This window comes from Halomonas faecis, from assembly GCF_010993975.1.
Taxonomy (GTDB): Bacteria; Pseudomonadota; Gammaproteobacteria; order Pseudomonadales; family Halomonadaceae; genus Halomonas; species Halomonas faecis.
This window is the reverse complement of sequence record NZ_JAACZO010000027.1, coordinates 1-2,453: the sequence shown is the minus strand read 5'-3', so window position 1 is coordinate 2,453 and position 2,453 is coordinate 1. Positions and strand designations below refer to the sequence as shown.

Genomic DNA, 2,453 nt, shown 5'->3' with positions numbered 1-2,453 from the left:
TATGCGACGTCAACTACTTTGGCCGCTTGGCGACAATTAAAATGGCCGGTTGGGTGGGGTAGTTGTCGTCAGTCCGACGACCCAGGTTTTCCTCCTTGTAATTGTCGTTGATAAGCACGCTTACGGTAGCTCTCCCCGCTCAGCTCCATCAGCGTGGCGTGGTGCACCAACCTGTCGATGGCGGCCACTGCCATCATGCTGTCGGGGAAGATGCTGTCCCAGGCGCTGAACGGCTGGTTGGCGGTGATGATCAGGCTGGCCGACTCGTAGCGGTGGGCGATCAGCTCGAACAGCACCGAGGTCTCGGCCTCGCTACGCTGGACGTAGCCGATGTCGTCGATCACCAGCACGGCGTACTTGTCGAGCTTGATCAGGGCGTCGCTCAGGCGCAGGGCCTGCTTGGCGGCCTGGAGCTCCTGGACCAGGCTGGAGGCGGTGGCGTAGCGCACCCGGTAACCCTGGTCGACCAGCGTATGCCCGAGCCCGGCCGCCACGTGGCTCTTGCCGACGCCGGAGGGCCCAAACAGCAGCAGGTTGTGCGCCTGGTCGACCCACTGCGTGTCGCCCGCCAGGGCGCTCAGCTGCCGACGCTGCTCGGCCGCGATGGCGTCGAACTCGAAGGACTCCAGCGTCTTGCCCACCGGCAGCCGGGCTTCCTTGAGGTGTCGGGCCAGCCGGCGTCGCTCACGCTCGGCCAGCTCGTGCTCGCATAGAGCGGCCAGCGTTTGTGGCAGGCTCCAGTTCTCGGCTCGGGCGCGGGTCTCCAGCTGGGGCCAACAGGCGGCCATGGTGGGCAGGCGGAGCTGTCGCAGCAGCAGCGGCAACGTCTGGGCATCAGGCATGGCAGCGCACCTCCGTGGTCGGCACGCTGGGCACCAGGTGGTTGTAGCTGGCGATGTCATGCTGGGTCACCTGAGGGAACGCCATCGTGGCGCTCGGCGTGGCGGCGAAGCGGGCCTGGAGCTCGGCCAGCGTCGGGCTCTTCCCGCGCGCCAGGGCGCCCAGCCAGTCACTGGCGATCGCCTCGGCCTGGTCCTGCTCGGCGGCCAACGCCAGAGCGCCAACGATGCGCTTGCAGGCCTCGGCGACCGGCAAGGTGGCGGTCAGCCGGGCGTACAGCTCGCGCCACGCCGCGCTCGGCAGCAGCTCGTCGCGGAACGTCAGCCCTGCCAGCGCCCGGGGCTTGCGGACCAGCCAGCCGATCACATGGCGGTAGTCGATGAGCCGCCGCCGGCCGCTTTCCGGCGTGGCATGTAGCCGTCGCAGCGTCAGCAACTCCTGCTGTGCGTGATGCAGCACCAAGCGGTCGTCGTAGAGGTGTACACGCAGCCGCTCGCCGATCAGCCGGGACGGCACCGAGTAGAGCACCTTGCGCACCTGGATGGTGCTGGAGGTAGTGACGCGCACCGTCACCTCGCTGTAGTCGGTACCGGGCCGGCTGGGCAGTGGCTGCAGCGCGCCACGCTCGACGGTGATCCGGGCCGCGTTGCGGCGGTTGATCGCGGTGGTCACCTCATCGAGGAAGGCCTGGTAGTCATCGAGGCTAGCGAAGTCCTGGGAGCCACGCAGCGCCAAGCGCTGTTGCAGGCGCCGCTTGAAGTGGCCATGCGGCGACTCGATGCTGGCGTTTTCATGGCCACGCCCCGGGTTGTTGCGGGTCGCCGTCATGCCGTAGTGAGCGCACAGGGCAGCATAACGCTCGGTGAGGTCGGCTTCCGCCTCCCGGCCCAGGTTGCGGAAGGCCGCCGACAGGCTGTCGGTGCGGTGCTCCGCGGGGACACCGCCAAGCCGCTCCAGTGCACGGGTCAGGCCTTCGGCCAGCGCCGGGTAGCTCTCGCCCCCGAGCACCACCCGCACGTCGCACCAGCCGCTGTAGGCCAGGCGGAAGTGGTAGAGCCGGTGATCAAGCGGCATCCCTGCCACGGTAATGACGATCCCCTTGAGCTCGGTGAAGTCGGAGAGGCCGCGCAGCCCGGGGCCATGGGTTTGCGGAAACATCACCTCTTTCTCCGGGCCATGCGCGGCTCGCCAGCCCTTGACCCGGCGCTGCAGGGTTCGCAGCAGGCTGTCCGGATACTGGCCGGGGTGCTGCTCCTGCAACCACTCCAGCAGGGTCAATGCCTGCAAGCCCGGGGCGGCGGCCAGTTGGGGGACGAGCGTGGTCTCCCACACATCAGCGAAGGGGTCGGGCCGGGTTCGCCAGTGCCGTGATGCCGGCGGCGCGGAGGACTCGGCCCGGCGTTCGAGGCGGCGAGCGGTTCTGACGGAGAGGCCGGCCTTGGCGGCGGCGACCTCCTGGGTCTGGCCTTGTTGACGTTGCGACATATAGAGCGTGACCTGTTGGCTGGTGACCGCCATACCGGCTCCCTGGTGGGTCGGGACAAGCGGTCAAGCTTAGGGCAACCGGCCACAGTAGTTGTCGTCGGCCGGCCAGAGTAATTGTCGCTCTATAG

General features: G+C 68.1%; 2 protein-coding genes. Both read right to left on the bottom strand.

Annotated features, from left to right (window positions below; all coding sequences use genetic code 11):
• Positions 1–68: 68 nt before the first annotated feature.
• Positions 69–842, bottom strand: a complete 774-nt coding sequence (gene istB, locus GFD32_RS11765) for an IS21-like element helper ATPase IstB (protein ID WP_163576815.1) — start codon at positions 840–842, stop codon at positions 69–71.
• On the bottom strand, positions 835–2,358 hold the full coding sequence (istA, locus tag GFD32_RS11760; protein ID WP_163576814.1) for an IS21 family transposase: 1,524 nt from the start codon (positions 2,356–2,358) through the stop codon (positions 835–837). Before istA ends, istB begins: the two co-directional genes overlap by 8 nt.
• Positions 2,359–2,453 lie beyond the last annotated feature (95 nt).

What these genes read in the sequence shown, in the direction of transcription:
- istB (WP_163576815.1), bottom strand. Translation starts at nt 842, where the DNA reads ATGCCTGATGCCCAGACGTTGCCGCTGCTGCTGCGACAGCTCCGCCTG.
- istA (WP_163576814.1), bottom strand. Translation starts at nt 2,358, where the DNA reads ATGGCGGTCACCAGCCAACAGGTCACGCTCTATATGTCGCAACGTCAA.